The 24883-nt window shown below is 68.9% G+C and carries 22 protein-coding genes and 2 pseudogenes; 9 read left to right on the top strand and 15 right to left on the bottom strand.

The features are described from left to right. Positions 1-72: 72 nt before the first annotated feature. The 7 genes from ccsB to hemL form a co-directional block, all read right to left on the bottom strand. Positions 73-1164 carry a c-type cytochrome biogenesis protein CcsB gene (gene ccsB, locus ACWCRB_RS04285; protein WP_450994547.1) on the bottom strand — a complete coding sequence of 364 codons (1092 nt, stop codon included), beginning with the start codon at positions 1162-1164 and terminating at the stop codon, positions 73-75. Beyond that, positions 1165-2904 carry a cytochrome c biogenesis protein ResB gene (gene resB / locus ACWCRB_RS04280; RefSeq protein ID WP_450994546.1) on the bottom strand — a complete coding sequence of 580 codons (1740 nt, stop codon included), beginning with the start codon at positions 2902-2904 and terminating at the stop codon, positions 1165-1167. 3 nt (positions 2905-2907) lie between these two features. Then, complete coding sequence (locus ACWCRB_RS04275; RefSeq protein ID WP_450994594.1) at positions 2908-3684, bottom strand: cytochrome c biogenesis CcdA family protein; 777 nt, start codon at positions 3682-3684, stop codon at positions 2908-2910. A gap of 22 nt (positions 3685-3706) precedes the next feature. Next, entirely contained in the window at positions 3707-4345 is a 639-nt protein-coding gene (locus tag ACWCRB_RS04270) for a TlpA family protein disulfide reductase (protein WP_450994545.1), read from the bottom strand. An 87-nt stretch (positions 4346-4432) separates the two neighbouring features. Continuing rightward, positions 4433-5740, bottom strand: coding sequence for a hypothetical protein (locus ACWCRB_RS04265; RefSeq protein ID WP_450994544.1), 1308 nt, complete (start codon positions 5738-5740; stop codon positions 4433-4435). Between the two features lie 110 nt (positions 5741-5850). Next, on the bottom strand, positions 5851-6561 hold the full coding sequence (locus ACWCRB_RS04260) for a histidine phosphatase family protein (RefSeq protein WP_450994543.1): 711 nt from the start codon (positions 6559-6561) through the stop codon (positions 5851-5853). Next, on the bottom strand, positions 6558-7880 hold the full coding sequence (hemL, locus tag ACWCRB_RS04255) for a glutamate-1-semialdehyde 2,1-aminomutase (RefSeq protein WP_450994542.1): 1323 nt from the start codon (positions 7878-7880) through the stop codon (positions 6558-6560). The genes ACWCRB_RS04260 and hemL overlap by 4 nt, the downstream gene beginning before the upstream one ends. 593 nt (positions 7881-8473) lie before the next feature. Between hemL and ACWCRB_RS04250 the strand changes: the two genes are divergently transcribed. Beyond that, complete coding sequence (locus ACWCRB_RS04250) at positions 8474-8911, top strand: hypothetical protein (protein ID WP_019061278.1); 438 nt, start codon at positions 8474-8476, stop codon at positions 8909-8911. On the opposite strand, the pseudogene ACWCRB_RS04245 reads toward ACWCRB_RS04250, so the two are convergent. Both ACWCRB_RS04245 and ACWCRB_RS04240 read right to left on the bottom strand, forming a co-directional pair. Further along, a pseudogene (locus tag ACWCRB_RS04245) lies at positions 8890-9306 on the bottom strand (flavoprotein); the annotation flags it as partial. The gene ACWCRB_RS04250 and the pseudogene ACWCRB_RS04245 overlap by 22 nt on opposite strands. 38 nt (positions 9307-9344) lie before the next feature. Then, positions 9345-10652 (bottom strand): IS256 family transposase, encoded by a 1308-nt coding sequence (locus tag ACWCRB_RS04240; protein ID WP_450994541.1) that lies wholly within the window; start codon positions 10650-10652, stop codon positions 9345-9347. A gap of 423 nt (positions 10653-11075) precedes the next feature. Here ACWCRB_RS04240 and ACWCRB_RS04235 point away from each other — a divergent pair, with 423 nt between their 5' ends. Then, positions 11076-11255, top strand: coding sequence for a hypothetical protein (locus tag ACWCRB_RS04235; RefSeq protein ID WP_450994540.1), 180 nt, complete (start codon positions 11076-11078; stop codon positions 11253-11255). A gap of 213 nt (positions 11256-11468) precedes the next feature. Here ACWCRB_RS04235 and ACWCRB_RS04230 read toward each other — a convergent pair whose 3' ends face one another. The 5 genes from ACWCRB_RS04230 to ACWCRB_RS04210 all read right to left on the bottom strand — a co-directional run bounded on the left by ACWCRB_RS04230 (position 11469) and on the right by ACWCRB_RS04210 (position 17976). Continuing rightward, positions 11469-12362 carry an RNA polymerase sigma-70 factor gene (locus ACWCRB_RS04230; RefSeq protein ID WP_450994539.1) on the bottom strand — a complete coding sequence of 298 codons (894 nt, stop codon included), beginning with the start codon at positions 12360-12362 and terminating at the stop codon, positions 11469-11471. A gap of 72 nt (positions 12363-12434) precedes the next feature. Beyond that, positions 12435-13613, bottom strand: a complete 1179-nt coding sequence (locus ACWCRB_RS04225; protein WP_450994538.1) for an NAD(P)/FAD-dependent oxidoreductase — start codon at positions 13611-13613, stop codon at positions 12435-12437. 310 nt (positions 13614-13923) lie between these two features. Further along, a complete protein-coding gene (locus tag ACWCRB_RS04220) occupies positions 13924-14217 on the bottom strand; it encodes a putative quinol monooxygenase (protein WP_450994537.1) in 294 nt (97 codons plus the stop codon). 37 nt (positions 14218-14254) lie between these two features. Then, positions 14255-16783 (bottom strand): GH32 C-terminal domain-containing protein, encoded by a 2529-nt coding sequence (locus tag ACWCRB_RS04215; protein WP_450994536.1) that lies wholly within the window; start codon positions 16781-16783, stop codon positions 14255-14257. Between the two features lie 230 nt (positions 16784-17013). Next, positions 17014-17976, bottom strand: coding sequence for a carbohydrate kinase family protein (locus ACWCRB_RS04210; RefSeq protein ID WP_450994535.1), 963 nt, complete (start codon positions 17974-17976; stop codon positions 17014-17016). 249 nt (positions 17977-18225) lie between these two features. On the opposite strand from ACWCRB_RS04210, the gene ACWCRB_RS04205 reads away from it, so the two are divergent. From ACWCRB_RS04205 to ACWCRB_RS04190, 4 genes are all read left to right on the top strand, one after another. Continuing rightward, positions 18226-19242, top strand: coding sequence for a substrate-binding domain-containing protein (locus ACWCRB_RS04205; protein ID WP_450994534.1), 1017 nt, complete (start codon positions 18226-18228; stop codon positions 19240-19242). Positions 19243-19454: 212 nt separating this feature from the next. Further along, a complete protein-coding gene (locus tag ACWCRB_RS04200; RefSeq protein ID WP_450994533.1) occupies positions 19455-20468 on the top strand; it encodes an ABC transporter permease in 1014 nt (337 codons plus the stop codon). Continuing rightward, positions 20465-21301, top strand: a complete 837-nt coding sequence (locus ACWCRB_RS04195; RefSeq protein WP_450994532.1) for an ATP-binding cassette domain-containing protein — start codon at positions 20465-20467, stop codon at positions 21299-21301. Before ACWCRB_RS04200 ends, ACWCRB_RS04195 begins: the two co-directional genes overlap by 4 nt. Before the next feature lie 72 nt (positions 21302-21373). Then, a complete protein-coding gene (locus ACWCRB_RS04190; RefSeq protein WP_369036530.1) occupies positions 21374-22396 on the top strand; it encodes a LacI family DNA-binding transcriptional regulator in 1023 nt (340 codons plus the stop codon). Between the two features lie 65 nt (positions 22397-22461). On the opposite strand, the pseudogene ACWCRB_RS04185 reads toward ACWCRB_RS04190, so the two are convergent. Continuing rightward, positions 22462-22626, bottom strand: a pseudogene (locus ACWCRB_RS04185) (DUF6087 family protein); the annotation flags it as partial. Between the two features lie 362 nt (positions 22627-22988). Here ACWCRB_RS04185 and ACWCRB_RS04180 point away from each other — a divergent pair. Genes ACWCRB_RS04180 through ACWCRB_RS04170 form a run of 3 tightly spaced genes read left to right on the top strand, consistent with a single transcriptional unit; the run spans position 22989 to position 24818 of the window. Continuing rightward, positions 22989-23414 (top strand): STAS domain-containing protein, encoded by a 426-nt coding sequence (locus tag ACWCRB_RS04180; protein ID WP_450994531.1) that lies wholly within the window; start codon positions 22989-22991, stop codon positions 23412-23414. After that, positions 23411-24082: a hypothetical protein gene (locus tag ACWCRB_RS04175; RefSeq protein WP_450994530.1), complete on the top strand. Its 672-nt coding sequence runs from the start codon at positions 23411-23413 to the stop codon at positions 24080-24082. Before ACWCRB_RS04180 ends, ACWCRB_RS04175 begins: the two co-directional genes overlap by 4 nt. Next, positions 24072-24818, top strand: a complete 747-nt coding sequence (locus ACWCRB_RS04170) for an ANTAR domain-containing protein (protein WP_450994529.1) — start codon at positions 24072-24074, stop codon at positions 24816-24818. Before ACWCRB_RS04175 ends, ACWCRB_RS04170 begins: the two co-directional genes overlap by 11 nt. Positions 24819-24883 lie beyond the last annotated feature (65 nt).

Genomic DNA, 24883 nt, shown 5'->3' with positions numbered 1-24883 from the left:
GTCCGTACGCCGAAGGCCGGTTCCCGTGACCTGAGTCACAGGAACCGGCCTTCGGTACAAGGGAGTTAGGGCTCAGACTCCGGCGTACGAGTGCTTGCCGCTGACGAAGATGTTGACGCCGTAGTAGTTGAAGAGGAAGCACGCGAAGGCGATCAGCGCGATGTACGCGGCCTTGCGGCCCTTCCAGCCGGCCGTGGCGCGGGCGTGCAGGTAGGTGGCGTAGGCGACCCAGGTGATGAACGCCCAGGTCTCCTTGGGGTCCCAGCCCCAGTAGCGGCCCCACGCGTCGCCCGCCCAGATCGCGCCCGCGATGATCGTGAACGTCCAGAGCGGGAAGACGGCCGCGTTGACGCGGTAGGAGAACTTGTCGAGGGACGCGGAGGCGGGCAGGCGCTCCATGACGGAGGTCGCGAAGCTGCCGGGCTTGCCGCCGGACGCGAGCTTGTTCTCGTACGAGTCCTTGAAGAGGTACAGGATCGTGGCGACCGCGCCCACGTAGAAGACGGCACCGCAGAGGATCGCCGTGGAGACGTGGATGTACAGCCAGTACGAGTGGAGCGCCGGGACCAGCTGGTCGCTCGCGGTGTACAGGACGGTGACCGCGAGTCCGAGGTCGAGCAGGACGGACGTCACCAGGGGCAGGCCCAGCCAGCGGATGTCCTTCTTCAGCGCGAGGAAGACGAGGTACACGCCCACTGCGGTGGTGGAGAAGGTCAGGTTGAACTCGTACATGTTGCCCCACGGTGCCCGCTGCACGGACAGCGCGCGGGCCAGCACCCCGGCGAACTCGACGAGGAACGCGACGACCGTGAGGGACACGGCGATCCGCCCGTAGAGGTCGCCCTGCTCGTCCCCGCCGTGGGCACCGGGCCCGTCCGGCACGTCCCGGGCCCCGGCCGCGGCCCGTACGACGACCTTCGGCCGCTCCAGTACGGCGGTCCCGCCGGCCTTCTTGACGGTCACCTCCGGCGCCTTCGCCCCGGCCGCCCCGGCCGGCTTCGCGGTGAGCGCGGCGGCCGTACGGCTGACCTTGCTGCGGCTGCCGAAGATCCACTCGGCGATGTAGGTGAAGAAGGCCAGGGTGTAGACGGCCATCGCGGAGTAGATCAGCGTGTTGCTGATGTTCGCGAGGTTCTCGTTGGTCGCGGCGGCGAGAGATTGCATTTACTTCTCAGCCCCTTCGGCAGGTACGACTTTGGGGTCGGGGGTATCGGAGTCGGGGTCGGGGTCGGGACTGGCATCAGGCACGCCCGGCGCCTGGTCGTACAAAATTCCGGCGAGGTCGCCGAGTTCCTCTGGCACCTTGGCGGACTCGCTGCGGCCGAGGCCGCCCAGCTCGACGACGGTCACGCCGTCGGAGCCGCGCACCGCCCGCACCCACACCCGTCGGCGCTGGATGAACAGAGAGCCGGCGAGGCCGAAGATGGCGACGATCGCGCCGGCGAGCGCCCAGCCGCTGGCGGGCTGCCGGGTGACCTGGAAGTTGGCCCACTCCTGGGTGCCCTCGTAGGTGACCGAGCCGGCGCCGTTCGGGAGGGTCATGGTCTCGCCGGGCTTCAGGTTCTCCCGTACTTCCTTGCCCTTGGCGTCCTTGAACACCTTCATGTGGCTCTTGTCGAGCTGGTACACGCTCTGCGGGATGCCCGCGTTGACCCCGAGGTCGCCGTGGTAGCCGATCAGGTTCAGCACCGGGTTGTCGAGCGCCGGGAACTGCGAGGCGATCTCGTTGCCGGGCACGTAGGTCGGCAGGAAGAAGGCCTGGAAGCCGAGCTGTTCCTCGACGCCCTTGGCGTTGCGGTAGCCGTCCATGACCTTGATGGCGCCGGAGGAGGTGACGTTGGAGTCGAGCGGCAGCAGGGCCACGGGCTGGCTGTAGACGACCTTGCCCTTGCCGTCGCGGACGGTGATGACGGGCGCGTAGCCGTGGGCGGTGAGGTAGACCTTCGAGTCGCCGATCACCAGCGGCTCGTTGACCTTGATGGTCGTCTTCTCGTCCTTGCCGTACGCGCCCACGCTGTAGTTGACGTCGGCCTCGTACGTGCGCGGCGTACCGCGGTTGGGCCCGGACACCTCGTACGTGCCCTTGAAGTCCTTCAGAGTGAAGGAGAAAGGATCGAGGTCGTCGGTGTCGAAGAGGGTGCCCGACTTGAAGTCGTCGTACTGGGTGAGTGTGTTGGAGAAGCCGTCGCCTTCGAGGATCAGCTTGTTGCCCTCGGACTTGTACAGCTGGCCCCAGGCGAAAGCGGTCAGCATCACGATCAGCGCGATGTGGAAGGCGAGGTTGCCGACCTCCCGCAGATACCCCTTCTCGGCGGCGACCGCGTCCCCGGCGAGGTGGGCGCGGAAACGCCGCTTCCTCAGCAGTACGAGGGCTGCCTCGCGTACCTGCTCGGGCTCGGTCTCCGTACGCCACGTCGTGTAGGCAGGCAGCCGGGTCAGACGGCGGGGCGCGCCCGGCGGGCGGCTGCGCAGCTGGCCGACGAACTGCCAGGTGCGGGGCACGATGCAGCCGATGAGGGAGACGAAGAGGAGGATGTAGATCGACGAGAACCAGACCGAGCTGTAGACGTGGAACAGCCCGAGCTTGTCGTAGATCGGCCCGAGGAAGTCGTGCCGCTGCATGAAGTCGGCGACCTTGGTCTCGTCGGTCCCCGACTGCGGGATCAGCGAGCCGGGGATCGCCCCGAGCGACAGCAGGAACAGCAGCAGCAGCGCGACCCGCATCGAGGTGAGCTGCCGCCAGAACCAGCGGGCCCAGCCGATGACACCCAGGGCGGGCAGGCCGGGCGCGTCCTCCTGGGGGGCGGTGGACAGCTGGGAGCCGGCGGCGCCGAGTTCCTGCTCGTCGGACGTGCCGGAAGTGCCGGGGGCGTCGCTCTTGCTGTCGGCGGTGGTGTTGCTCATGGATCAGATCCCCACAGTGAAGCCGTTGGACCAGGTCTGCATCTCCTGCACAAGACGGTCCCACGCGCCGGTAAGGAGCAGGACACCGGTCAGGATCATCATCGTGCCGCCGATGCGCATGACCCAGACATAGTGGCGCTTGACCCAGCCGAAGGCACCGAGCGCCTTGCGGAAGGCGACCGCCGCGAGCACGAAGGGCACGCCGAGGCCGATGCAGTAGGCGACCGTCAGGATGGCCCCGCGCCCGGCGCTGGCCTGGTCGAAGGCGAGGCTGTTGACGGAGGCGAGAGTCGGGCCGATGCAGGGCGTCCAGCCGATGCCGAACAGCGCGCCGAGGACGGGGGCGCCGAGCAGCCCGCTCACCGGCTTCTTGTGGAAGCGGAACTCGCGCTGGGTGAGCCAGGGCATCATGCCCATGAAGAAGACACCCATGAGGATCATGAGCACGCCGAGCACCTTGGACAGCGTGTCCTGGTGCTCCTGCAGCGTCTGCCCGAAGTACCCGAACAGGGCGCCCGTGGACACGAACACGGCGGTGAACCCGAGCACGAAGAGCGAGGCCCCGGCGACCATCCGCCCCCGGCGGGCCTCGCCGAGATCGGTACCGGTCACGCCGGTGACGTACGACAGATAACCGGGTACGAGGGGCAGCACGCAGGGCGAGAAGAAGGAGACGAGGCCGCCGAGCAGGGCGATGGGGAGGGCCAGTATCAGGGCGCCGTTCAGGACGGTCTGGTTGGCCTCGGGGACGGAGGCGGCGAGCGTGAGCACACCGGTCACGTCCGTGATCGCGCCGGGCACGTCACTTCTCCGCGAGAACGGGCTTGAGCATCTTGCGGAGGTTGTCCTCGCTGAGCGCCTGGAGCGTACGGGCGGCGATCTTCCCGTCCCGGTCGAGGATCAGGGTTGAGGGGATCGCCTGCGGGTTGAGCGTGCCCTTCTTGAAGCGGAGCATCAGCTTGCCCGTCGGGTCGTACAGACTCGGGTACGTGACCCCGTACTGCTTCTCGAAGGCGACCGCCGGACCGGTGCTGGTGTCACGCGTGTTGATGCCGACGAACTGGACCCCTTGGTCCTTCAGATCGGCGGAGACGGCGACGAAGTTTTTCGCCTCCAGCCGACAGGGCCCGCACCACGAACCCCAGACATTTATGACGACGACCTTGCCCTTGTAGTCGGCGACGTCGAGCTGCTTGCCGTCGATGGTCGGGCCGGAGAGATCGGGGGCGGCGACCCGCTCGCCCTTGGCGACGGTGGCGATGCCGTCGGTCCCGGTGACGAAGTTGGTGTCGCCCGAGCCCCCGGACGTACCACCGGAACCGCACGCGGTCAGGGCCAGCGCGGAGGCGACGGCCGTGGCGGTGAGCGCCATGGCCCTGCGGCTACTGACATGGCCACGGGGATGGTTCGAGGAGAGGGGGGCGCGGCTGGCGGCACTCATGTGAAAAGTTTCGCATGTCCGTTCCGAGGATCTTGCGCACCCCCCTTGCGGGCGGAAACCCGCATTTCAGGCGGCGTTTCCGGTGCCTCAGGCAGCAGGGGTCGAGGACTGCTGTGCAGAGGACTGCTGTGTGTCGGCGAGGAACGTCTTCCAGCCACCCACCGGCTGCGTCCCGACATCGAGGGTCCGCAGCTTCTCCAGCACCTCGGGCTTCTGTACGTCCATCCAGTCGACGTACTGCCGGAAGGAGACGAGCCTGATGTCCTCACCCTTCTCCTTCTCCCGCGCGATGTGCTTGAGGGCGGCCTCGACGGCGTCCATGTAGATGCCGCCGTTCCAGTGCTCGAAGTGGTTGCCGATGAAGAAGGGGGCGCGGTTCGTCTCGTACGCCCGCTGGAAACCGGCGATGTAGGCGCCGGCCGCCTGCTCGCGCCAGGCCGGGTAGTTGTAGGCGGGCGCGTTGGTCGAGTTGATCGACTGGTTGGCGAGCATGTTGTAGTCCATGGACAGGACCTCGAACTGGCGGCCGGGGAAAGGTATCGCCTGGAGGGGCAGATCCCAGACGCCGTTCGTCTTCGTGGGCCAGACCTGCCGGCCGCCGGGCGAGGAGGCGTCGTAGCGCCAGCCGAGTTCACGGGCGGTGGGCAGCAGGTTGTCCTGCCCGAGGAGGCAGGGCGTACGACCGCCGATGAGTTCCTTGTCGTAGTCGAAGGGGAGGGCGGGCAGGTCGGTCCACCCGGTGTTGGTGCGCCACTCCTTGACGAACCCCTTGGCCTGGTCGATCTCGCTGCGCCACTGCTGGGGCGTCCAGTTGGCGACGGTGCCGTAGCCGGAGCAGAAGTGGCCGTTGAAGTGGGTGCCTATCTCGTGCCCGTCGAGCCAGGCCTGGCGGACGTTGGTGAGGGTCGCCTTGACGTGCTCGTCGGTGAGGTAGCCGATGTCGGAGGCGCCGGGGGCGTTGTTCGGCGGGAGGTACTTGCGCTTCTGCGACTCGGGGAGGAGGTAGAGCCCGGAGAGGAAGAAGGTCATGTGGGCGCCGTGGGTCTTGGCCAGCTCCAGGAAGCGCGGGAAGAGCCCGTTGCCGACCTCGCCGGCGCCGTCCCAGGAGAAGATCACGAACTGGGGCGGGGTCTGGCCCGCCTCCAGCGGTACGGGCTTGCCGGGCTGGTGGGGCTGCTTGCCGGTGAAGGAGGTGGAGCCGTCGCCGATGGGCTTGGCGGTGGCGGTGGGCGACGGCTTGGCAGAAGGCCGGTCGTTCCCGGAACCTCCGGACCCTCCCGCCCCCTCTTGCAGGACGGTTCCGCAGCCGGCGGTACCGAGAGCGGCGGCGGCCCCGAGACCGAGGCCGAGCGCACCTCGTCGGCTGAAGCCGGCGGCACCCTTCTTGACGTGCATGTGTTCCCCATCCGTCGTACCCGCTGGTGGTCACCCAGTCAGAGGGCACGACGAATGGGGAGGTTCCTCCCGTTGTTACGCAGTTCGGAACAATTGCAACAACTATGTCACTACGCCCCGAAGGCCTTGTCCTTCCCCTTCACCGGCTTGGCGCCGGCGAGGAGATGGGCCGGGACGAGATCGCGGGCGGGCTCGCTGTACCCGACAGACACGATCTTGTCGCCGCGGTAGGTGAAGCTGGTGAGGGAGGCGAGCGTGCACTGCCGCTTGCGGGGGTCGTGCCACAGCCGCCGCCGCTCGACGTACGAGCGCACGATCCAGATCGGCAGCTGATGACTGACGAGCACGGCCTCGTGCCCACGGGCGGCGTCCTTGGCGGCGTCCAGCGCCCCCATCATCCGTACGACCTGATCGACGTACGGCTCCCCCCAGGACGGCTTGAACGGGTTGACCAGGTGCTTCCAGTTCTCGGGCCGCTTGAGGGCGCCGTCGCCGACGCCGAAGGTCTTGCCCTGGAAGACGTTGTCGGCCTCGATGAGCCGCTCGTCGGAGGCGAGATCGAGGCCGTGCGCCTTGGCGATGGGCGTCGCGGTCTCCTGCGCCCGCTCCAGCGGGGAGGCGCCGACATGCGTGACATCGCGGGAGGCGAGGTGCTCGGCGACGCGGTCGGCCATGCGGCGCCCGAGTTCGGAGAGGTGGTAACCGGCGAGCCGCCCGTACAACACCCCATCAGGGTTGGCGACTTCACCGTGCCGCATGAGGTGGACGACGGTGATGTCTGACTCGTTGGAGCCACTGCTCTCATTGCTGATGTCGCTCATGCCGCCGTGGCCTCCGCTGCCGCACGGGCCGCCGCCGGGAGGGCGTCGGCGATTTTCTGGATGGCCCGCTCGTCGTGCGCGGTGGAGACGAACCAGGACTCGAAGGACGAGGGCGGGAGGTAGACGCCGCTCGCCAGCATGGAGTGGAAGAACGCGGTGAAGCGGAACGACTCCTGCGCCTTGGCGCCCTCGTAGTCGCGCACCGGCTGGTCGGTGAAGAACACGGAGAACATGTTGGAGGCGTTCTGCACGGTGTGCGCGACGCCCTCCTTGCTCAGCGCGTCGGAGACCAGCGCCTGCACCTGCGCGGAGACGGCGTCGACGGTGACGTACGCGGCCTCGTCGAGCAGCCGCAGCTGGGCGAGCCCGGCGGCGGTGGCGACGGGGTTACCGGAGAGGGTGCCGGCCTGGTAGACGGGCCCGGCGGGCGCGAGGTGGGCCATGACATCGGCACGCCCACCAAAGGCGGCGGCGGGGAATCCCCCGCCCATGACCTTCCCGAAGGTCATGAGATCGGGCCGTACGCCGTCGATCCCGAACCACCCGCTACGACTGGTACGGAACCCGGTCATGACCTCGTCGGACACATACAGCGCGCCATTCGCCGCACAAGCATCCTTCAGCCCCTGATTGAAACCGGGCAGCGGCGGTACGACACCCATGTTGCCCGGGGAGGCCTCGGTGATGAGGCAGGCGATCTCGCCGGGGTGCGCGGCGAAGGCGGCGTGCACGGCGTCGAGGTCGTTGTAGGGGAGGACGATGGTGTCGCCGGCCTGGGCGCCGGTGACGCCGGGGGTGTCGGGCAGCGCGAACGTGGCGACACCGCTGCCGGCGGCGGCGAGGAGCGAGTCGACGTGACCGTGATAACACCCGGCGAACTTGATCACCTTGGCGCGCCGAGTGAACCCACGAGCGAGCCGGATGGCCGACATGGTGGCCTCGGTCCCGCTGGAGACGAGCCGCACCTGCTCAAGGGGGTCGATCCTGTCGACCATCTCCTCGGCGAGGGCGACCTCCCCCTCCCCCGGCGTGCCGAAGGAGGTGCCGCGGGACACGGCGTCCTGGACGGCGGCGATGACCTCGGGGCGGGAGTGGCCGAGGATCATCGGCCCCCAGGAGCAGACGAGGTCGACGTATTCACGCCCGTCGGCGTCGGTGAGATATGGGCCACGCCCCGAGACCATGAACCGGGGCGTACCGCCCACGGCACGGAAGGCACGCACCGGCGAATTGACTCCGCCGGGTGTGACGGCCGTCGCACGGTCGAAGAGGCCCTGCGAGACGGGCGCTTCATATGAATAGGGCAACCCACTAGCCATCCCGCTGGCTGCCCCGCTAGACATTTCGCTAGACGTTTCGCTCATGACCTGCGACTTCTCCGACTTCTCGGACTCCGGTTGCCAGTGACCCCCTCAGGGTAGGCGGCCGGACAGCGGCCCGTCGGCCCCACCCGTCTGCGAAACTGGGACCGAACACACACAGGGACACTCAGAGACACATGGCCCATCGGCCCGTACATACGAACGATGGGTGCACGATGAGCGGACGACGGTGTTCAGAGGCTGCGAAGATCCTGCGGACAGGTGTTTCAACGCACGTTTCGGCGGGCGGACGTGGGGGAGGTCACTGACACGATGATCGGGTTGCGCGGAGGGGTTCGCGCGTCCTAGAAAAGCAGTCGGGTGGAGATATGCATCGCGGTGGCGGACTGGGCGAGGGGACCGACGGCCTGGGTCCTCGACGTGCGCAGCGGGGAAGGCACCGACGCGACGCGGAGGAAGCGGCAGCGGCAGAAGCGGCACGGCATGGACAGGGAACGGGTCCTGGGCAGGGCCCGGGATCGAACGGTGTGCCCGAGGGCCTCGACCGGAGGGTCGAGCGGCTCCGGGCGGCGAGTGGGAATGGTGGTCGGGTGGGGGTGACGTACAAATACTTCGGCGCGCCTGACGGCGCCACGGCAGCCCGCGTTCCGATCTCGATGCGCCCCGAGGAACTCGGCGGCGACGAACTCGGCATGAACGGCATGTTCACCAAGATCAAGCCCGAAACGATGGCCGCGATGGTCCTCACGGGCATCGAGGGCGTACCCCTCAACAAGGTGCCGCCACTGGAACTGGTCGTGCTGCACCCCGACTACGCGGTGGTGAAACTCCCGATGACGGTCGTCGACCCGCTGCGGGGCATCGGCGAGGAGGCGGTGGGCGCGGCGGCGTTCATCTGGTCGACGGTGCCGGACCGGGGTGGGCCTCGGGATGCGTTCAATGTGTACCAACTGCTGCATGAGTGGCAGGACTTCAGTCACAGGTTGCATGAGGCGGGGCATCAGCCTTATTGCTTGGTTTGGCCGTGAGCTGAGGTTTCAGCTTCCTCCCAACAGCAGCGGTCTGCCCCGCCGCTGGCCTTCGGCCGGTGAGGCTCGTACGAGCCGATCAGGATGCCCATCTCGCGTAGCCGTTCCAGGCTCTGGTGGTACGCGGGGTGGGCGGCCTGGGCCAAGTTCAAGTACGGCAGTACAGCGACCGGTACACCCATGGCGGGTGCTTCGCACAGGATGCCCAACGCGAGGTTGTCGCAGATCCCGGCCGCCCATTTGTTGACGGCGTTGAAGCTGGCCGGGGCGACCGCGATCGCATCCGCGGGCCGAGTCGTGCGCAGTCCTCCCCGTGATCGCCAAGCCGATCGGATGGGGCGGCCGGTCTGCGCCTCGACCGCCTCCACATCAAGGAAGCCGAACCCTTGCGGGGACTGTCAAGTTCCTGGTGTAACTGGCTTGTTGATGTTGGTTAGTTGATGTTGGTGTGTCGGGTCAGGCGGCCTTCGAAGGTGAGCTCGAAGGCGTTGAGGGCGGGTTTCCAGCGGCGGGCCCAGCGGGCTCTGCCGTCTCCCTTCGGGTCGAGCGCCGTGATCGCGAGGAACAGGCATTTGAGGGCGGCGGCCTCGCTGGGGAAGTGTCCGCGGGCCCGCACGGCCCTGCGCAGGCGGGCGTTGAGGGACTCGATCGCATTGGTGGAACAGACGACAGTGCGGATCTCCCGGTCGAAGCGGAGGAAGGGCACGAACTCAGCCCAGGCGTTCTCCCAGAGTTTGATGATCGCCGGGTATTTCTGTTCCCAGATCCCGGCGAAGCGGGCGAACTCCTCCAGGGCGGCGGCCTCGGAGACCGCGGTGTAGATCGGTTTGAGGTCGCGGGCCAGGGCGGCCCAGTCCTGGCGGCCGGCATAGCGGAAGGTGTTGCGGATCAGATGGATCAGACAGGTCTGCACGATCGCCTCGGGCCAGGTCAGATTGATCGCGTCGGGCAGCCCTTTGAGGCCGTCACAGACCACGATGCAGGTGTCGCGCACGCCGCGATTCTTGATCTCGGCGAGGACCCGCTGCCAGTACTTGGCGCCCTCGGCGCCGTCCGAGGCCCACAGTCCCAGGATGTCGCGTTCGCCGTCCACGGTGACTGCCAGTGCGATGTAGATCGCCCGGTTGGCGACCTGCCCGTCTCTGATTTTCACGTGCAGGGCGTCGAGGAACAGGACCGGGTAGACCTCGTCCAGCGGGCGTTTCTGCCATTCCGCAAGGCGTTCGGAGATCTTGTCGGTGATCGTGGTGATGGTGGTCTTGGAGATCTCCGCGCCGTAGACCTCGGCCAGATGCGCGGAGATCTCGCCGTGGGTGAGGCCCTTCGCGGACAGCGACAGGATCAGGTCCTCCACCCCGGGCAGGCGGCGGGCGTGCTTGGGCACGATCGTCGGGCTGAAGGAGCCGTCCCGGTCCCGTGGCACCGCCACTTCGACCGGGCCGGACTCTGTGGTTACCGTCTTCGCGCGCCGGCCGTTGCGGGAGTTGCCGCCGTCCCGGCCCTCCGGCGCGTGTTTTGCGTAGCCGAGATGGTCTTCGAGTTCGCCCTCCAGGGCCGATTCCAGGACCAGCTTCGTCAGCTGCTGCAACAACCCGCCGGTCCCGGTCAGCGCCAGCCCCTCGGAACGGGCCCGGTCGGTCAGACGGCGGATCAGCTGGGCATCCAGCTCGTCATGCAACACGACCTCGGTGGGCTCAACACCATCCGCTAAGTCGCGTGGCTCGCTTGGCTGTTCGGGCATCAGGGACCTCCTCAGATCCCGCCGTTACACCAAGTACGGTACAGACCCGCAGATGCCGTCAACCTCGCCGTGGATCTACCTGGCCGTGGGCTGCCTGCTCGCACTCGGCCTCGCCAGATGGGTGTTCCGGTTGTGGACCCGCCGACGACGGGCCATCGAAGAAGGAGGGACGTTCGCACCGCGCTCTGTCATGGCCCGGTTCCAGGAGTCGTCACTCAGGACTTCTCACACCGGCTGCATGAGGCGGGGCATCAGCCCCACTGCCGTGTTTGGCCGTGAGCTGCGGGCTCGTGGGCAGGTAGTAGTGGGCGGGGCTTGCGGGTCCCGCCCTTGTTGTGTGCCTGCCTTTTTGTGCCCGAGTGTCGCTACCGTGCCCGATCTTCACCTTCCGGCCTGGGAGCCTGCGGCTTGCGGTGCTTGCCGGTGCCCGAACCGAGCGGCGCACAGGAAGTCTTCGCACGCGCCGCCGAGCACGTGGTGAAGTTCACCGACACCCTGCTGGACATAGCCGCCACCACAGGTAGCACCGGCGCGCTGGTGGCCGCAGTAAGGGCCTGCGAACTGATCGACCGGGTTCGACAGCGGAAGGGGCCCCGTCGGTGATGAGGATCTCTGAAGACTCAAAACGGCCAGCGATGCTCTTCACTGCCCGGGCCGTTGCCCTCGCCGACTTGGGCCGATTCGCCCGCCAGTGATGAGTTCGGGGCGACTCGGCTCCGTCAAGGGCGCCTTCGGCGTCGTAGGCGATGGGTTGCGCCCGCCCTGGACAGCTCGTTCCGGTCCAGGGTCCCGCCGGTGGTGCTTCAGGATCGAACGCTAGGGCAGCGCCAAGCTGTTGTCGGGGGTCAGGCCGCTGAGCTTTTCGGGGTTGACCTGGAAGCGCAGGTTCTGGATGCGGCCGTCGACGAGGTCGAACGAGAGGGCGCCGACGGTGTGTCCGCCGAGGGTGGCCAGGACGCCGAGCTCGCCGTTGATGACGGCCGGCTCCATGGTCAGGGCGGCCAGTTCGGGCTTCGCCAGGAAACCCACGATCCAGCGCGCGACGCGGTCGGTGCCGTGGAGGGGGCGGCGGGCTGCGGTGACCTTGCCGCCGCCGTCGGACCAAGCGGTGACCTCGGGGGCGAGCAGTTCCATGACGGCGTTCAGGTCGCCGCCCGCGCAGGCCGCCAGGAACCGGGTGGTGACCTGTCGGCGCCGGGTCTGGTCGGCGTCGAAGCGGGGGCGGCGGGCCTGGACGTGCTCGCGTGCACGGTGGGCGATCTGGCGGACTGTCGGCTCGGGACGGTCGAGGGTCTCGGCGATCTCGGCGTGCGAGTAGCCGAAGACCTCGCGGAGCAGGAAGACGGCGCGTTCGACGGGGCTGAGGGTTTCCAGGACGACCAGCATCGCGGTGGAGACGCTGTCGGCCAGTTCGGTCTCCGCGGCGACGTCGGGGGAGGTCAGCAGGGGCTCGGGGAGCCACGGCCCGACGTAGGTTTCGCGGGTTGCCCGTGCGGAGGTGAGGCGGTTCAACGAGAGGTTGGTGACCGTGCGGACCAGGTAGGCCTTGGGGTGGCGGATCGCGTCGCGGTCCGCGGTGCTCCAGCTCAGCCAGGTGTCCTGGAGGACGTCCTCGGCGTCGGTGACGCTGCCCAGCATGCGGTAGGCGGTGGCGAACAGGAGCCTGCGGTGTTCGATGTACGGGTCCTGCTCGTCCCTGGCGTCGACCATCGGCTCATGCTGCCAGCGCCGTAACCGGGGCGGCAAGGCCCGGGATCACGGCGCTGGGAGCCGATGTGCCCGTCATACCGCGGGCTTGCGGGTGGCGCGGCCGCCCTTGGAGACGATGGTGGTGACGTTCATGCGCTTGCTGAACCGGTAGGTCGTGAGCGGGCTGCCGCTGACCATCTCCTTGTACGCGACGGCGATCCGGCCGGTGAGGTGCATGCGGCGGGGGGTTTCGTCGGCCCTGGTGAACTGGATGACGGCGTCACGGCGGCCGAGGCTGACCGGCTGGTGGAAGTAGCCGAAGCGGAACGGCTTGACGGCCTTGCCGCGCACGAGCCGCGCGATGGTGTCGGCGGTGTACTGGGCGGTGGGCAGGCCGCTCTGGCAGGTGCCGTGGATCTGCCCCCAGGCCAGACGGACGGCGGCGGCGTCGCCGATGGCGTGGATCTCCGGGTGGGAGACCGAACGCAGGGTGGCGTCGACCAGGATGAGGCCCCGGTCGTCGGTGGCGATCCCGGCGTCGGCGGCGAGCGGCGACACCTTGACGCCGGTGGTCCACAGGCAGGCGTCGGAGCGGACGAGCCGGCCGTCGGCCAGTTCGACCGCGTCGGGCAGCACCTTGGTGACGCGGGCGCCGGTCTCAAGAGTGACGCCGAGGCGGTCCAGCGCGTCGTGGAGGTGGGCGCGGGCCTTGGGACCCATCATGCCGCCGGGCTCGTCCAGGCTGATCAGCGTGACGTTCAGGCCGGGGTGGCTCTCGGTGATCTCGGTGGCAGCCTCGATGCCGGTCAGGCCGCCGCCACAGACGGTGACCGTGCCGCCGGACGCAGCGACCTCGATGAGGCGCGCGGCAAACCGACCGGCGGTCTGCGGGTTGTCGAGGGTGAACGCGTGGGTGTCGGCGCCGGGGACCTTGCCGGTGTCGGTCGAGCTGCCCAGCGCGTAGACGAGCGTGTCGTACCCGAGGGTCTCGGCGCCGTCGACGGTGATCTGCCGGGCCTGGGCGTCGATGGCGATGGCGGTGCCCTGCACGAACGTGACGCCGGTCCCGGCGAGCAGGTCGGGGATCCGGTGGTCGGCCAGCTCCTGACCGGTGGCGATCTGGTGCATCCGCAGCCGCTCGACGAACCGGCTGGAGGGGTTGACCAGGGTGATCCTCACGTCGGTCCGGCGGGTGCGGTGGGCCAGCCGGATGGCGCTGAACAAGCCCGTGTAGCCGGCGCCGAGGACGACGATGCGGTGGCCGTTGTTCATCGGATCTCCCAAGGTCGGGCACCGGCTTCGGTGCCGGTGACGCCCATGGGACAAGCGACCCGCACCGCACGTGACAGGTCGCCAATGTGGGCTACATCACACCAGAAGCATCGTTGGCGTGCCGTCAGGAATCCGTCGGCTGACTCGCTGTACCGGGCCCGGCCGAGGCTTAGCAGGACGCCGAAGAGAACAGGCTCCGACTGCCGCCCAAGCCAGCGCATTCCGACGCCCCGCCGCACCGGTCGGCGGCATGACGATGTGCCCGGGACCGGCCGATGTCAGTCACCAGATCGGGCGAGGTCAGGTCAGGTCAGGTCACCGGATCGAGGAAGGTCAGCACCGAGGCGTCTTCCTCGATCAGCGGGACGAGCGCCGCGTTGAACGGGCCGCCGTAGGGGGCCTTGATGTGCGCCTGGAAGGCGTCCTCGTCGCGGTACACCTCGAAGATCCAGAAGGCGCGCGGGGCGGCTTCCTTGGTGTAGACGTCGAAGACGAGGTTGCCTTCTTCCTCGCGGACCTTCAGGGCGTAGTCGCCGATCAGACGGGCGACCTCGTCCTCAGTGCCCTCGCGGGCGGTGAACTCGGCGAGCAGGGTCTTCTTCACGGTCTTGTTCTCCTGTTCTTCTTGTCGGCTGCGGGTGTCACTCGTGGGCCGAGTCGAGCTGCCAGACCACGGCCTCGTCCAGCGTCACCGAGCCGTTCTCGGCGAAGATCTGCACTCCCTGGCTGGCGGGGTCGGGGAAGATCTGGTCGGTGATGACGGCCTCGCCGTTGCCGCCGAAGACCTCGACGGAGGACCAGTCGACGAGGATCCGCAGCTTGACCTTGCCGTTCTCGGCCTTCAGGGGTGCGGTCTGGACGCCGGGGAAGGTGCTGTCGAAGTCGACGGCACCGGAGTGGGTGCGGTCGACGTACAGCTCCTCGGTCGTGGTGTCGTAGCCGATGACGGTCTCCTCGCCGTCGGCGCCGGTGCGTACCTTCAGGCCGAAGCGGTCGGCGTCGTCGAGGGAGAAGGTCGCCTCGATGTCGAGCGCCTTGCCCTCGGCCGCGGGGCCGATCAGGGTCTGCGTGGTGCTGTCGACGGTGACGCCGGACGCTGTTGCCGGGGGTTGCGCACGGAGGGACTCCAGGCTGCTCACCGGCTCGCTGGTCAGCCGGATCCGGCCGTCGACCGTACGGAGGGCCATCTCCCGGGGGACGCTCTGCGCACCGCGCCAGGGGGATGTGGGGACGGCGCCGCCGTAGTCCCAGTTGTTCATCCAGCCGATCATGTACCGCTTGCCGTCGGGCGCGTCCTCCCAGGACACGGCCGCGTAGTAGTCCTTGCCGTAGTCGGCCCAGTCGGCGCGCTGGACGACGGACGTCGCGGCCGTGTCGGCTTCGGTGAACCTGTCGGCGAGGATGTGGCCCCAGCCGGTCCTGTTCATGTCGACGAGCTGGATCCGCGCCTGCTTGCCCGCGTAGGGGCGCAGGTCGAAGGAGGCCCAGTCCAGGGTCTCGCTGTTGGAGCCGGTGGCGCTGCGGACGACCTTGCCGTCGACGATCAGGTTGACGGACGTCTCCTGGGTGGCGGGCTGGGCCCGGGTGTCGGAGAGCGTGATGTGGTCGACGTTGAGGTGGCCCCAGCCGCCGGTGTTGTCGTCGACGATCTTGATCTGTGCCTTCTTGCCGGCGAGGTCCTTGACGTCCCAGGAGGCCCAGTCGAGTGCTTCGTTGTCCTGTCCGGTGGTGCTGCGGACCACCTGGCCGTCGACGAGCAGTTCGATCGCGGTCGGGTTGCCGGAGCCGGCGGGGTGGTTGCCGCCGCCCACAAGGAAGTTGACGTAGTCCTTGTCGATGGTGAACTCGGGCGAGGTGAGGGTGCCGGTGGTGGAGTCGCCGTTCAGGTAGCTGTTGACCAGGCCGTCGCCCAGGAAGCCGGAGACCTGCTGCTGGTTGGGGAGGGTGCCGGTGGCCGGTGCGGTGCCGAAGGCGTTCCCGGTCGTCGTCCAGCCGCCGTAGGTGCCGCCCTCGAAGTCGGCGAGGACCGTGCCGTCCACATGCGGGTGCCGACCGCCGCCGACCTTGAAGTTCAGGTACTTGCTGTCGACGGTGAAGGAGGGCGAGGTCAGGGTGCCGGTGGTGCCGTCGCCCGAGTGGAAGCTGTTGGCGAGGCCCTTGCCCTCGAAGCCGGAGACCGCCTGCTGGCCGTCCAACGTCCCGGCGGCCGGAGCCGTGCCGAACGCGGTGCCCGTGGTCGTCCACGTACCGAAGTCGGTGCCCTCGAAGTCCTGCACCACCGTGCCGGTGGGCGGGATGTACGTGCCCTTGTCCTCGGCGGTGAACTTCGTCCCGTCGAAGTCGCCGACGAAGTACTGGGCGGCCGAACCGCCCGCGATACCACCGGGGTTGATGTTGACGACCAGGACCCACTTGATGTTGTTCTTGTCGCCGTCGACCGCGAGGGGGAACAGGTCGGGGCACTCCCACACCCCGCCCGTCGCGCCGGCCGGGCCGAACTCGCTCTGCAGCGTCCAGTCCTTGAGGTTCTTCGACGAGTAGAACCGCACCTTGTGCTCGGCGGACATCGACACCGTCATCAGCCAGCTCTGCGTCGGCGCGTACCACTGGACCTTGGGGTCGCGGAAGTCCCTGGAGCCGATGTCGAGGACGGGATTGCCCTGGTACTTCGTCCAGGTACGGCCGCGGTCGGTGCTGTAGGCGAGCGACTGCGCCTGGATACCCGTCGTTTTGTTGTGGCTGGTGTAGATCGCCACCATGGCCGGGTTCTCCGTCGTGCCGAAGCCGGTGGTGTTGTCCCGGTCGACGACCGCACTGCCGGAGAACACCATCTCGTTGTCGTCGTGCGAGAGGGCGAGCGGCAGTTCCGTCCAGTGCACGAGGTCCGTACTGACCGCGTGGCCCCAGGACATGTCTCCCCAGGAGTTGCCGTTGGGGTTGTACTGGTAGAAGAGGTGGTACTCGCCCTCGTAGTACACAAGGCCGTTGGGGTCGTTCATCCAGTTCTGCTCCGGCGTGAAGTGGAACTGGGGCCGGTAGGTCTCGGAGTACGGCGGGATGTCGGCGGCCACGGCCTGAGGGGCGAGCGGGGCGGCGGACAGGGCGCAGACCGTCGCCACCGCCGCGATCATCCGTACGCGGGCATGCCGGGATACACGTGCAGCGCTCATGGGTTCTCCTGTGCTGCGGCCGTCCGGGCAGCGAAGCCTGCTGCCCGGCGCGGATCCGGCCGCTGAAGTAGCGCCTCGCCGGTGCCGTCGTCCCACGGCACCGGCTCCGGCGAGGAGTGTCATCGTTGACTTGAGTCATCGATGACATCGAGTGGCCCGATGATGGAGGCAATCCGGCCGGTGCGTCAACGGTTCGGCCACGACGGCCTGTTGAGCGGCACGCTAGCCCGTCAGGCGCGGTCGGCCGCGGCGAGCTGCCCCAGTTGGTGGTGCCACGGCGGGTTGGGGCCGGCGACCGAGCAGGTCAGGGCCGCGACCCGGGTGCCGAAGCGGCAGGCTTCCTCGACGTCGTCCAGGCGGAGTTCCGTCAGCCGGCCGCCCAGGAGCCCGTGAGTGCCGAGGTGGTGCAGCAGTCCGGCGGTGAAGGAGTCACCCGCGCCGACCGTGTCGGCGACGCTCACCGCGACGGCGGGCACCTGGACCCGTTCGCCGTCGAGCGAGGCCAGGGCGCCGTCGGCGCCGCGCGTGATCACGACGAGCCGCGCCCCGGCCGCGTGCCAGATGTCGCACGCCTGCTCGGGCGGGGTGCCTGGCAGCAGGAGTTCCAGGTCGTCCTCGCTGAGCCGCAGCACGTCGGCGAGGGTGCACCAGTGCGCGAGCCGGGCCCGGTAGACGTCGGGGTGGACCAGCAGCGGCCGGACGTTGGGATCGATGCTGATGGTCGTACGAGGAGCGGCCGCCGCCAGGAAGTCCTCGACCACCGTCGCGCCGGGCTGCCGGACCAGGGCCAGGGATCCGGTGTGCAGACAGGCCGTTCCGGACAGGTCGACGCGGGCCAGTTCCTCGGGTGTCCACTGCCAGTCGGCCGTGTTCTGGGCGTGGAAGGAGAACGCGGCCTGGCCCTCGGAGTCCAGCTCCGCCACGGCCAGTGTGCTGGGCTCCGCGGCCTGGACGGCGTCCGACAGGTCCACCTCCGACGCCTCCAGATGGGCGCGGAACAGACGGCCGAACACGTCGTCCGACAGCCGCGCGAGGAAGCGGGCCGGGGTGCCGAGACGGGCCAGGGACACCGCCGTATTCGCAGGTCCGCCGCCCGGCAGTACGCGGAGGGCGAGTTCGTTCGAGGTGCTCGCGGGTTCGGCGAAGGCGTCCGCGACGCACTCTCCCAGGACGGTGATCCGGCTCGGGCTCATGGGCTGCTCTTCTCTGACGACGTACGGGCTCACCGGTCATGGGGAGGGCGGGTGCCGGACAGCCGGGGTGGGCGGCGGCATCGGATGTTTGCCGATTCGTGACAAGCGCGGGGCATTGACGTTTCCGGGAGACGGAGTCCATCATCCTCGCCAGGCAGTGTCAACGATGACATAAGTCAACGATGACACTCCGGGGCGGTGTGCTCTGATCCCACTTCCGTGCCGCTCGCTATCCCACAGGAGCCGATGATGTCTCGTACCACTCGCCTGTCCTCCTCCCTCCTCAGAGTCGCCGCCGTCTCGGGCGTCGCGGCCCTCACCCTGACGGCCTGCGGGTCCGGCTCCGGATCGAGCTCGTCGAGTTCCGGCTCGGGCGAGGTCAAGGTCGGTCTGATCACCAAGACCGACACCAACCCGTTCTTCGTGAAGATGAAGGAGGGCGCGGAGAAGGCCGCCAAGGAGAACGGCGTCCAACTGTCCACCGCGGCGGGCAAGTTCGACGGGGACAACGCCGGGCAGGTCACCGCCATCGAGAACATGGTCGCCGCCGGGGTCAAGGGCATCCTGATCACCCCGAGCGACTCCAAGGCGATCGTGCCCGCGATCGAGAAGGCCCGCGCCAAGGGCGTCCTGGTCATCGCCCTGGACACCCCGACCGAGCCGGAGAGCGCGGTCGACGCCCTCTTCGCCACCGACAACCTCAAGGCCGGCGAGCTGATCGGCGAGTACGCCAAGGCCGCGATGGCGGGCAAGACGGCGAAGATAGCCGCGCTCGACCTCGCGCCGGGCGTCTCCGTCGGCGTCCAGCGCCACGACGGTTTCCTGAAGGGCTTCGGCGCCACCGACAAGGACGTCGTGTGCGCCCAGGACACGGGCGGCGACCAGGCCAAGGGCCAGACGGCGATGGAGAACTGTCTCCAGAAGGAGCCGGACATCAACGTCGTCTACACCATCAACGAGCCGGCCGCGCTGGGCGCGTACACCGCGCTGAAGGCCAAGGGCCGGGAGAAGGACGTACTGATCGTCTCCGTCGACGGCGGCTGCACCGGCACGCAGGCCGTCAAGGACGGCAAGATCGCCGCGACTTCGCAGCAGTATCCGCTGAAGATGGCCGCGGAGGGTGTCAAGGCGGTCGTGGCGTACGCGAAGGACGGCACGAAGGCGTCCGGTTACACGGACACCGGGGTCACGTTGATCAGCGACAAGGCGCAGGACGGGGTTGCGTCGAAGGACACCGCGTACGGGCTGGAGAACTGCTGGGGGTGAGCGGGGCGCTCCGCTGGGTGGGCGCGGTGTTTGCTGCGGGCCCGGTGGGGGCTGGTCGCGCCCGCGCGGCGGAGCCGCATATCGACACAGCCCCGCGCCCCTGTCGGGGGCGCTGTCGCGCCACCCGACATCGCCAGACCCCCCGGCCACCGTCCCCCGCCCCCGTCTCCCGTCCGCCGACCCGGCCATCTGTCTTCCGACAAGGACTTCGCATGACAGCCACGACCACACCCCCGGGCACCCCCTCGCCGTACTCGGAGCTCAAAGCGCCGACGACGGCCCGGCGGCTGCTCACGGCGCCGACCACCGGACCCCTGGCCGCCCTCCTCCTGGCCTGTGCCTTCTTCTCGTTCTCGACCGATCAGTTCCTGACCGGCGGGAACTTCTCGCTGATCGTGCAGCAGGTCATGGTCGTGGGCACCCTCGCCATCGGGCAGACCCTGATCATCCTGACCGCCGGCATCGACCTGTCGTGCGGGGCGGTGATGGCGTTCGGCAGCATCGTGATCGCCAAGATGGCCGCCGAGGGGTCGCTGCCGCCGCTGGTCGCCATCGCGCTCGGGATCGGCGTCTGTGGTGGGTTCGGGCTGGTCAACGGGCTGTTGGTGCAGAAGATCCCGCTGCCGCCGTTCATCGTCACCCTCGGCATGCTGAACGTGGCGTTCGCGCTGACCCACATCTACTCCGAGGAGCAGACGGTCAGTAACCTGCCCGGCCCGCTGACCGCCCTCGGCGAGACCTTCCCCCTCGGCCACACCGACATCACCTACGGCTCCCTCGTCACCATCGCCCTGTTCCTGCTCCTCGCCTACGCGCTGAGCAGCACCGGCTGGGGCCGGCACGTGTACGCGCTGGGCAACAGCGCCGAGGCCGCCCGGCTGAACGGCATCCGTACCTCCCGCCTCACCATCGGCATCTACACCGTGGCCGGCCTGCTGTACGGCATCGCCGCCCTGCTGCTCATCTCCCGTACCGGAGTGGGCGATCCGCAGGCGGGGCAGACCGACAACCTCGACAGCATCACCGCAGTGGTCCTCGGCGGCACGAGCCTCTTCGGTGGACGCGGGTCGGTCCTGGGCACCTTCATCGGCGTCCTCATCGTCGGTGTGTTCCGCAACGGGCTCCAGCTGATGGGCGTCGCGTCCATCTACCAGACCCTGATCACCGGGGTCCTGGTGATCCTCGCGGTGACCGTCGACCAGCTCTCCCGGAAGAAGGCCCGATGACCGCCACCGGAACCCCCACCCCTGTCCTTCAGGCCCGCGGTCTGGTCAAGCGGTACGGGCAGGTCACCGCCATCGACGGCGCCGACTTCGACCTGCTGCCCGGTGAGGTCCTCGCCGTCATCGGCGACAACGGCGCCGGCAAGACCAGCCTGATCAAGGCCCTCACCGGAGCGGTGACCCCCGACGCGGGCGAGATACGTCTCAACGGCAAGCCGATCCAGTTCTCCGGGCCGCAAAGCGCTCGCGCCCACGGCATCGAGACGGTCTATCAGGACCTCGCCGTGGCCGCGTCCATGGACATCGCCTCGAACGTGTTCCTCGGGCGCGAACTCCGCCGCCCCGGCGTTCTCGGCAGTGTCTTCCGCATGCTCGACAAGAAGCGCATGCGCCAGGAGGCCGCCGAGCACATGGCCGACCTGAAGATCGGTCTGCGCTCACTGACGCAGTCGGTGGAGACACTCTCCGGCGGACAGCGGCAGGCCGTCGCGGTCGCCCGTTCCGTCGCCTGGGCCAGCTCCGTCGTCGTCATGGACGAACCCACCGCCGCCCTCGGCGTCAAGGAGTCCGGCCAGGTCCTGGACCTGATCCGCCGGGTCCGCGACAAGGGCATGCCGGTCGTCCTGATCAGCCACAACATGCCGCACGTCTTCGAGATCGCCGACCGGATCCACGTCCACCGCCTCGGCCGGCGCGCCGCCGTGATCAAGCCCTCCGACTACTCCATGGCCGAGGTCGTCGCCATCATGACCGGCGCCCTCACCGTCGACGCGGCCGGAGATACTGTCGTAGCGGATTCCGAGGCGGCGAAGGCCGCGGGAGTCCAGGCCACCTGACAGCACGACCAGCTCTCGTAGTTTCCGGCCGAGGCCGCGGCCGGAACCGAGAGCCCACAGGACGGTTTCTCCATGGCAGCGAACCGCCGCCCCACCCTGACCGATGTCGCCCGAGAAGTCGGTGTCAGCGCCAAGACGGTCTCCCGAGTCCTCAACGAGGACGGACCCGCTTCCGCTCGGACCAGGGAACAGGTACTGGCCGCAGTCGCCAAGCTCGGCTTCCAGCCGAACCTGATGGCCCGCAACATCCGCGTCGGCGGACCCGACACCACGGTCGGACTGGTCATCCCGGACCTCGGGAACCCCTTCTTCGGGGCCGTGGCCCGGAGCATCGAGGACACGGTCCGCGACCGGAACCTGACCCTGCTGATGGGCTCCTCCGCGGACGACCCCGTACGCGAACGCGCCCTGACGGACAAGTTCCTCGCCCGCCGGGTCAGCATCCTGATCGTCGTACCGTCCGTCGGCGCCGACCACTCCCACCTCAAGTCCCAGCGTACGGCGGGACTGCCGGTGATCTTCCTCGACCGCCCCGGAGTCGGCCTCGCCACGGACAGCATCGTCAGCTCCAACCGCGCCGGAGCCCACGACGGCGTCGCCCACCTCGTCGCCCACGGACACCGGCGCATCGGCTTCGTCGGCGACCTGCCCCCGAAGCTGTACACGCGCCGCGAACGTCTGGCCGGCTACCGCTCGGCCCTCCAGGAAGCCGACATCCCCTACGACCGCTCGCTCGTCACCAACGCCCACGACCAGCAGGGCGCCGAGGCCGCGACCGCCCAACTCCTCGGCCTGGCCGATCCCCCCACAGCTCTGTTCGCCGGCAACAACATGATGGCGCTGGGGATCGTCGCCGAACTCGCCCGCAGCAAGCGCAAGGACGTCGCCGTCGTCGCCTTCGACGACGTGTCCCTCGCCGAGGCGCTCGAACCGGCCCTGACGGTCGTCGCCCAGGACGCGGAAGAACTCGGCAGGACAGCGGCGACCACCGCCCTGACCCGACTCGACGGCGACCGCACCCGCGCCCGCACCATCACCGTCCCCACCCGCCTGATCGTCCGAGGCTCGGGCGAACAGCCCGCGCCGACGCCGTAGGCGAGGGCACAACTGGCCCTGCCGAGGGGTTTCACTGGTGGCGGGCGGGGCTTTCGGGTCCCGCCCTTGTTGTGCTCCGGCCCTGGCTGCGAGGGCGGGGGCTCGGCGGCCTCCGGGTAGAGGAGGGCCTTTGCCGCAGCGAGGTTCGCGGTGAACCCGTACGGCTCCCATGTGTGGCCGTTCCACCGCTCGACGGCTCGGGGCGCGTCCGGGTGCAGATGCCAATCCTCCTGGCCGACGGTCTCCGGCGACCGCGGCCGGCCGTCCCTCTCCGGTCGGCGGGCGGGTCCGGATCCGGCGGCTTCGAACCGTCCATCGGGCGGTGGCGCGGACTACACTGCCGTATAGACGTCCGAGACCCCGACGGGCTGCTGTCCTGAACACAGATGGCTGCGGGGTACGGACTCTTCGTCTGTCACCCGACGCTTCCCTGGAGGGAACCGGGTGGATCCTCTGTCCTGCTGCGCAGGCTGTCGGACCGGCCGTTGCTCTGCCTCCGTCGAAAACACTCCCACTCCGGGAGCGCGCCCAGGGAGCCGGGACTCCGGCACCACCGCATCCGCTTCCGGATGGTCTTCCGAACCGAGGCGCCATGCCCCTGCCACAGCTCACAGTCCACCGCGATGACCGAAGGACACGGACGCTGATCACCCTGGCCGGTGAGATCGACCTCGAATCCGCGCCGTTGGTGCGGGTGTCCCTGGAACAGTGCCTGCGAGACGGTGTCCGCGCCATCGACGTCGACCTCACCCATGTCACCTTCTGCGACTGCAGCGGGCTCAACGCGTTCCTCCACGCCGCACAGCGGACCACCGCGGTCGGCGGGACCCTGCGACTGCGTCATCCGCAGCCGATGCCGGCGCGGATGCTCGACCTCACCGGCTGCGGGTTCCTGCTCCTCGATCCTCCGTTCTCCCACCTTCCCGCTTCTCCCGGGGATACGCCTGCCACACCCGCTCCGGTCCCGCCGCCCTTCTCTGTCCAGCTGGTGCCTGTGCTCTCGGGCGACGGGCGATGACGGCCGACGCCCGGCAGACACAGTCACGCAAGCCGGCGGGCGGCCGGCCGTCCGCCGTGGCTCCGGTGCGGTTACGTCGGCTGAACCGTCGGCAGGTCGAGGGAGTGCGTGAGGATCTCGCCGACCTGTATGCGGAGTCCCGCGCGACGGAGCCGGGCGACGCATACCTCCGTCCCAGCCGCCAGAGCTTCCTGAACCGTCTCACCACGGACATGCGTCGCCCGGGGTTCGCCATGGTGATCGGCGAGACGGACGGCCTGATGGGATGCGCTTTCGGATTCCCGGTACGCGGCGACGGCTCCTGGTGGTTCGGCCTCGCCGGAACACTGCCGCACGGCATCGGTCAACTCATGGTGTCCGGCGGGGTCTTCGCGTTCGGTGCCATCATGATCCGGCCGCACCCGCAGGACCGGAGCCTCGCCCGTCGGGTGCAGGAGCGGCTGTTGACCGACCACCGGGCGTCACTCGGCGCCACGCTGGTGGACCGGGCCGACGGCCCCACTCCGGCCGCGATCCGCTCCTGGGGGTGGCAGGACATCGGAGAGCTTCACAGACGGGCCGGTCCCACCACGTTCCGCGCACTGGTGCTTCCCGGCGGGGAACGGACCGCGGCGAGGCCGGCGGGCCTTGTCACGATGCCTGGAAGTGGTGGCCCGGGTGGAGTCTGACAGCCGGTCGGCCCGCATCCAGGTGCTGGTGGCCGAGCAGGCGGCGCGACGCGGTGCCCGGGTCGGTGTGGTGGACGTGTGCACCGCGGCCGTGGCCGCGCTGCCGGTCGGCGGAGCCGGGCTGTCGGCGATGTCCCGAACCGCGCCGAGCCACCCGCTGTGCAGCACCGACAACATCAGCGAACAACTGGAGGAGCTCCAGCTCACGCTGGGCCAGGGGCCCTGTGTGGACGCCTTCCTGCAGGGCTCGGCAGTCCTGACACCCGATCTGCTCGCCCGTGAACTGCAGGACCGCTGGATGGTGTTCGCCGAGGCGGCCCTGGAGGCCGGGGCACGCTCGGTGTTCGCGCTCCCGCTGCAGATGGGGGCGATCAGCCCCGGAGTACTGGACCTGTACGCCCGCGTTCCGGTCCGGTTGAACGCGGAGGAACTGGCGGACGCGTTGGCGTTCGCCGATCTCGCGACGCTGATGCTGCTCGACGCGCGGATCGACGAGACTGGCAGGCCACGCGGTGACCCCGCCGAAGACCTGGGCGCGTACCGGGCGGAGATCGACCAGGCCGCCGGCATCCTGACCGTCCAGCTCGGCGTCGGCATCGAAGAAGCCTTCGTCCGGCTGCGTGCCCACGCCTATGCGCAGGGACGCCGGCTCGCACCGGTGGCCGCGGACGTGGTGTCCCGTCGGCTTCGTTTCTCACCGGGCGCCGAGCCGGACCATGCCGACGAGGAGACCTGACGCATGGCTGCCGGCCGCCGACCGTACCGTCGTCCCCGCCCGTTCGGGCCGGGACCAGTCTCAAT

This window comes from Streptomyces sp. NPDC002156, assembly GCF_053593675.1.
The sequence above is the reverse complement of the archived record's forward strand: the minus strand, read 5'-3'. Positions and strand labels throughout refer to the sequence as shown.